Genomic DNA, 6,617 nt, shown 5'->3' with positions numbered 1-6,617 from the left:
GAATCCCTGATCGGGATCGTCTGGAATGAGTGATCGAATTGGCTGGAATACACAGGTAGCAACGCCTCGTATGCCAAACCAAGTGCTAAAACCCCACTGTGAACCAGGTAGCAACGCCTCGTATGCCAAACCAAGTGCTAAAACCCCGCTGTGAAGCAGGTAGCAACGCCTCGTATGCCAAACCAAGTGCTAAAACCCCGCTGTGAACCAGGTAGCAACGCCCCTTATGTTTGACGACGTTGCCCGACACCGAGTAAAAGAATCCAGCAGGCAATGTCGTCAAACATACATTTGACGAAACACCATGCCAAAACAGATAAAAGAAAAACCTCGCGAATAAGCCATTTCAGCCATTGCCCCGCCGCCATGGAAAAAGCAGGAGATTCCCCCTTTTCATGAAATACTATCTATCACGGCAGGCCTGCTGCCGCAGACGAGCCTGGAAGGAGCGCGGCACTTCGTGGAGCAGGGGAAAAAAATAGAGGCACTGAGATACTATTACCGGGATGACTTCATAAACTACCTCTCCGTGGAAAGAAACCTCTCTCCCCGGACCCTTAAGGAATATCAGCATGACCTCTCGATCTTCTTCAAATTCTTCGCTCCGCACTTCGAGCAGGAACTTACCCTTGCCACCATCGATGAGCGGACCATAAGGGAATTTCTCACTTACCTGAAAGTAAAGCTCCGTTATTCCTCAAAGGCCCTCAACAGGAAGCTGGCAACACTGAAATCCTATTTCCGCTTCCTTAAAAAGGAGGGCTACATCGAAACCTCTCCTGTTGCCGAGATCAAGTGCGCGAAGCTTGAAAAGCATCTTCCCCGCGTTCTCAATGAAAAAGAAGTTGAAATACTGCTCGACGCCACCGAAGACGAGCCCCTTCAGGAAAAGGCTTCCACGCCACAGACACCCGAGGACAAATTCATATTTTTTCGAAACCATGCCATTATGGAGCTTTTTTACGCGACGGGGATGCGGATCAGCGAGCTCACCGGCCTCAATCTTGAAGACATCGATTTTGACAACATGATGATCCGTGTCACCGGCAAAGGCAACAAGCAGCGCCTTGTCCTGATGAACCAATCCGCTATCGCAGCGCTGAAGGCCTACCTGCTGATTCGCCCAAAAATACGTTCGAATGCGGTCATGGTGAGTAGAAAAAATGTTCGACTCACGGTCCGAGCCGTGCAATATATGTTTTCGAAACACCTTAGAAAGTCCGGCATCAACAAGGTGGCCTCACCCCACACGCTCCGCCATTCCTTTGCGACTCACCTCCTTGAGGGCGGATCAGACCTGATGACCATCAAGGAGCTCCTTGGACACGAAAATCTCTCCACCACGCAGATATATACCAACATATCAATGAAGCGCATGAGAGAAGTCTATAAGGAGTGCCACCCCAGGAAGTAGCCATAATGTAACATTTTTGTTACAGGAGAAATGCTGCTGCCCCTTTACTGAGGCCTGTCATGGCGTTATGATCAAAGCAGAGATCTTTATATAAAAGGAGATGGCGCTGATGGACAACCTTCAGTCATCGAACATTCAGGCACATTTGAACAGGATCCAGCAGGAAGGGGGGAAAACGGCGGCAAGCCTCTTCGGCGCCGCCACCTCAGGGAAAGCTGATGAGGAGCGCCACAAAACCTCGGCCGACCCCCAGGAGAAAGTTGAGCTGAGCCAGGGCCGCCAGGCACCGGGCATCTCGAAAGAAGACAAAGCGCCCGCTTTAAAAAAAGGGCCTGACAGGGCTCCATCGCCCGTTGGTCCCGCAGGAGAGCAGAAGAGTGACCGTCAGCCTGCAGAAATCCTTAAAGAAGGCCCCCCGATGTCCGAGGAATCACTCAGGGCGGCGGAAGCCATTGTGCGCGAGCAGATAAAGGGAGAAAAGACCAAGTCCGATATGACGAAAGTGAAGAAACTGGGCGAGCCGAAGCTCCTTGACATGAGGCTTGAAGAATCCGAGGGTCCCCTGGACATCCACGACGAGCTCACCAAAAAGCCCCTGGAGCCGCAGATAGAAGAATAAATTGCCTCTCCCCTATTCTCTTATCTGGGCCTGCATATAGTGGCGATGGACGGCCGTCACCGCCACGCTGAGGGTTTCACCGATCCTGTTGCCGCCCATGGCAATTTCCATGACCTTCTGCCTGAACACGGCGAGGCCGTTCTGAAAATTATTCCCGAAAATATCCAGAATTGTCACTTCCATCTCATCACCGGCAGCAATCTTCACGAGAGGCACTTCGGCCTTTTTACCCTGGATCTCCTCAATTTTCACCTTCTCAATATGGCCATCCACAAGGGCACAGAGGTGGATCGTCTTTTCCGTTGCCTTTTCGAGCCGGTCAAGGTCCTCCCCTTCCCAGCCGAGAAGCTCAGTGGCAAGCTTCGGGCTCACTTCCACAAGGATGCTCTCGCAGGGAGTCTGAAAGGCCAGTTTCCTGATCTCCCGCTCGCACTGGATTCTCATCGTCTTCAGTGAGTTCACCCTGCCCCTGCCTGCACAGTAAGGGCATGGCTCCCTGAGATACTCATCGATGTCCCTGTTCATCCTCTTCCTGGTGAGCTGCACAAGGCCCAGTTCGGTGATTCCGACGAGGTGAGTCTTGGTCCTGTCGAGCTTGAGGTGCTCGGCAAGCTCGGCGAGAACTCGCTGCCTGTCTTCAGCACGCTCCATATCGATGAAATCTATGATGATGATTCCTCCCAGGTCGCGCAATCTCAGCTGCCGCGCTATTTCCGGCACCGCCTCAAGGTTGGTCTTCAGGATGGTATCTGCAAGGCTTGTCTTGCCTATGAATTTGCCGGTGTTGATGTCAATGACCGTGAGGGCTTCTGTCTTGTCGATGATGAGATATCCTCCTGAATCGAGCCATACCTTCCTGCGGAGAGCCTTTTCAATCTCTGCCTCCAGGCCGTATGCCTCAAAAAGGGAGCGCCTGTCGTTGAAAAGATGCATCCGCGACTTGAGACGCGGGGAGATGATGTCAATGAGTTCCGAAACTTTTTCATACTCGCTTTTTGAATCAATGATGAGCCTGTCCACCTCAGGCGTGAAGATATCCCTTATTATCTTGTATACAAGGGTAAGCTCCTGGTGAATGAGGGCTGGTGCCCTGTTCTTTTTGGAGGTGTTCTGTATTTTTTCCCAGAGCTTGACAAGAAACTGAAAGTCCTTCTCAAGATCCTCCTGATCCCTTCCCTCGGCGGCGGTCCTCACTATAAGGCCGAACTCGCTGGTCCTTATGGATTCCGCCATCTTCTTGAGGCGCTCCCTCTCCTTTTCATCTTCTATCCTCCTGGAGACACCTATGTATTGCGCCGTCGGGAGCAGCACCAGGTATCTGCCGGGGAGGGTTATATGGGTGGTGACGCGGGCGCCCTTCGTGCCTATGGACTCCTTGATGATCTGCACAAGCGTCTCCTGGTTCACCTTCAGAATGTCCTTGATGGAGAGATGGCGGACATCAATGGACTCGTCTTCACCAAGGATTGCCGATGCGTCATCCATGCAAAGGAAGGCGTTTCGCTCAAGGCCAATGTCCACGAAGGCTGCCTGCATTCCGGGAAGGATATTGGCCACCTTGCCCTTGTAGATGCTGCCTATGAGGCGTTCTTCCCGGGCAAAAGAGATCTCCATGAGCTGGCCGTCTTCCAGGATGGCCACCCTGGTCTCAAGGTCATCGATACTTATCAGGATCTCTTTAAACATTGGCCTCCTGGGTTTCCTTTTTCAACGCTCTCCCCTCAAGGTGGAACATGAAGGTGCTCCCCTTCCCCACGGTGCTCTTCACCGATATCTCCTGGCCGTGGGCCTCCATGATCTTCTTGATGATGAAAAGCCCCAGGCCTGTTCCCTGCTTCTCGCCCTTGAGCTGGGCAAATTTCAGAAACAGTCGGGGGATCTCTTCCTCGGGGATGCCTTTGCCCGTATCATCGATAGAGATCCGCACTTTATCCTGGTCCCATTCGCCTATGAGGGTGATAGTCCCCTTCTCGGGGGTAAATTTTACGGCGTTGCTGATGAGGTTGGTAATCACTTCCTTGATCTTTTCCTTGTCGCCATGAGCCACGTACTGGTGATCAATCTGAGTGGCCAGGTTGATCTTCTTATGGGAGGTAATTGGGAGAAACATCTCGTGGAGCTCATCAAAAAGCTCATTCACGCTGAAATCGTACATGCTATACTGCATCTGCCCGCTTTCCAGGCGGGAGCTTGAGAGGATATTACTGATAAGAATCTGGAGGGTCTTGCCGCCTCTCATTATCGCCTCGGCGAAATCCTTCTGCTTCTTGTTCAGCTCGCCAAGCTTGGGATTGGTGAGCAGCTCCGAGTAGCCCATGATGGAAGCAAGGGGGCTCTTGAGATCGTGGGTTATCGTGGCAAGAAACTCCTCTTTCATCTTCTCGATCTCTTTCTCTCTCGTGATATCCCTGAAAACGACGAGGCTGCCGCTCACCTGCTTCCCTTTCCCATAGACAGGGGCCGCCGTAATGTAGGCAGGGACCCTCTCGCCATTTTTCGACATTATGAATACGTTCTCAATGTCAGACTCCTTCTTTTCCCCTTTCACCGCGCACATGCGGATATAGCATTCCTTTTCGCACTTCTCATAGTCAACGTTCTGGCACTTTATGAAGAGGGAGCATTCTTTTCCTATGGTCTCCGAGGCGGCCCAGCCGGTAATCTTGAAGGCACCCTTGTTCCACGTGAGAACCTTTCTATCCTTGTCGGTAGTGTAAACTCCCTCGGGCATGCTGTCGAAAAGCACTTCAAGCTGGTTCTTCTCGCTGAAGATATCTTCAAGAAGATTGATGCTCTCGATATTGAGGGAGATCATATTCCTGAAAATATCAATCCACTGTGATTCTTCCCTGGTCCACTCTTTGACTTTCTTTGAGAGAAAGACGACGGCGCCGATTGTCCGCTCTTTCCCAAGCAGCGGTGCCCAGTAAAGGGACATCACGCTCCCCGCATCGAGAAAGGGGCCGAAAAGCTTTTTCTGGGAGCTCATCGCAAGGTTTCCGATCTGGAATGATGACTCAAGGAGCTTGTGCTCGCCCACTTTTTGCTGCGGGAATATAAGGTCCTTCAGCTCCACTTCCTGGAACCTGCCGGGCGAAGACTCGGCAAGGATCTGGACGTTCTCCTGAAAGGTGTCGGTAATGTCCACATCCAGAAAAATCCCGCTGAAGATTGAAGGGACAAGGCTCCCCGTCTCTCTGTGGTAAAGGTAGAAGATCACGCCGTCAACCTCAAAGAGGACCTTCACTGTCTCAAATACATTCTGAAGGACCGAGCGTTTGTCTTTACTGGAGAGATCGACTACAGAGGCAAGGTTCTTGGAAGTGTTCCAGAGGGCTACGATGAAATTGAGCCTTATATCGAGGGTCTTGTAGAGCTCCGCATTCTTTATGGCTCTTGCGGCTTCGTGAATGATAGCGGTAAGAAAGGTGAGGCTCTTCTCGGTATAGGCGTCTGCTTCAGCGCTCCAGAGGCATATGCTCCCGTATACCTCGTTCTCAACGGCAATAGGCATATAGAGCGCCGACCGTGTCTGCGTAGAGGCCGCTATGCTTGAAAAGCGGGGATCCTGCGATATGTCATTCACTATAATGGCCTCGTTGCGCCTGATGGCAATTCCCGGCATGCACGTCGAGGCATCTTCGGCCTGTTTCTCCATGGCCTCCTTGTAGTGGCCGTCAGCGGTGGCGCAGTAAATCTCCTTTTTCTGCTTGTCGTCAATAAAGATGCCGGCGGTCTGGAAACCAAGAAACTCCTTGATGGTACCCAGGATATGGGAGAGGATCTCCTGGAGCTCGAGAGTCTGGGTGAAGGTCTTTGAAATCTTTAAAATCGTATCACTGTGGCGGATCTCACGGTCGAGCATCTGCCGCACCTGCTCTATCTCTGCCTTTTCGCCTTCAAGCTTGTGGTGGGACGTATCCAGGGTAGAGATGCTCTTCCTGAGCTCCATGACCTCCTTGTCCCGGCGTTTCAGATCCTTCCTGTTCTCGGCAAGGAAATAATTTACCACGACGGCTATTATGACATAATAGGCAATTCTCCCGAAAGTCTCAGGGCTGAGGAGATTCTGGAAAGAGAGGGTTTTCAGAAAAGCCGCCGCGACTTCCAGCACGGCGATGATAAGGACCATGAGGAGGGCCTCGTAGATTTCAAAGGTGAGGCTCACGGCAATGAGGGGAAAAAGATAGAGCAGAGAAAGAATGGTAAGGTTGGCCTTGGGGCCGAGCTCAACAATATAGAAGGTGATAAGGAACGTAAAACCGGTGAGAATGAGAAAGAAAAGGATCGAATCCACTTTCGCCCGCCTTGTGGGAATGACCAGAATGAGGTTAAGAAGGGCAAAAGCGCCAAGTATTCCTGCGATGACGGGCCATCTCAGCCTGGCATCGGGGGTGGACCAGGCAAAATAGGCCATAAGCAGCAGAAGAAACCAAATAAATACAGAAACTCGCTTCTTGGCAAGCTCAAAAAATTCCACAAAGTTCTCCGGATTCTTGTATATTAATTAATTAATGCTAATTATGTGCTTCTACTGGCAAGTATCTCTCCTTATTCAATCTCCAAGGGGAAAATACCTTTCGA

General features: G+C 51.4%; 4 protein-coding genes. 2 read left to right on the top strand and 2 right to left on the bottom strand.

The window, feature by feature from the left end:
- Positions 1-460: 460 nt before the first annotated feature.
- The gene (locus RDV48_10705; protein ID MDQ7823254.1) at positions 461-1,414 is read left to right on the top strand and encodes a tyrosine recombinase XerC; all 954 of its coding nucleotides are present in this window, start codon (positions 461-463) and stop codon (positions 1,412-1,414) included.
- Positions 1,415-1,523: 109 nt separating this feature from the next.
- Positions 1,524-2,033, top strand: a complete 510-nt coding sequence (locus tag RDV48_10700) for a hypothetical protein (GenBank protein ID MDQ7823253.1) — start codon at positions 1,524-1,526, stop codon at positions 2,031-2,033.
- Between the two features lie 12 nt (positions 2,034-2,045).
- Here the strand turns inward: RDV48_10700 and RDV48_10695 are convergent, their stop codons facing one another.
- Both RDV48_10695 and RDV48_10690 read right to left on the bottom strand, forming a co-directional pair.
- Positions 2,046-3,719 (bottom strand): Rne/Rng family ribonuclease, encoded by a 1,674-nt coding sequence (locus tag RDV48_10695; protein ID MDQ7823252.1) that lies wholly within the window; start codon positions 3,717-3,719, stop codon positions 2,046-2,048.
- Positions 3,712-6,513: an ATP-binding protein gene (locus RDV48_10690; GenBank protein ID MDQ7823251.1), complete on the bottom strand. Its 2,802-nt coding sequence runs from the start codon at positions 6,511-6,513 to the stop codon at positions 3,712-3,714. Before RDV48_10690 ends, RDV48_10695 begins: the two co-directional genes overlap by 8 nt.
- Positions 6,514-6,617 lie beyond the last annotated feature (104 nt).

It is taken from the genome of Candidatus Eremiobacterota bacterium (genome assembly GCA_031082125.1).
Lineage (GTDB): Bacteria > Vulcanimicrobiota > CADAWZ01 > CADAWZ01 > Ess09-12 > Ess09-12.
Note: the sequence above shows the minus strand (reverse complement) of the source record. Positions and strands in the feature narration are given on the sequence as shown.

Coding starts and splice junctions, on each gene's coding strand:
- RDV48_10700 (MDQ7823253.1), top strand. CDS start 1,524: ATGGACAACCTTCAGTCATCGAACATTCAGGCACATTTGAACAGGATC.
- RDV48_10695 (MDQ7823252.1), bottom strand. CDS start 3,719: ATGTTTAAAGAGATCCTGATAAGTATCGATGACCTTGAGACCAGGGTG.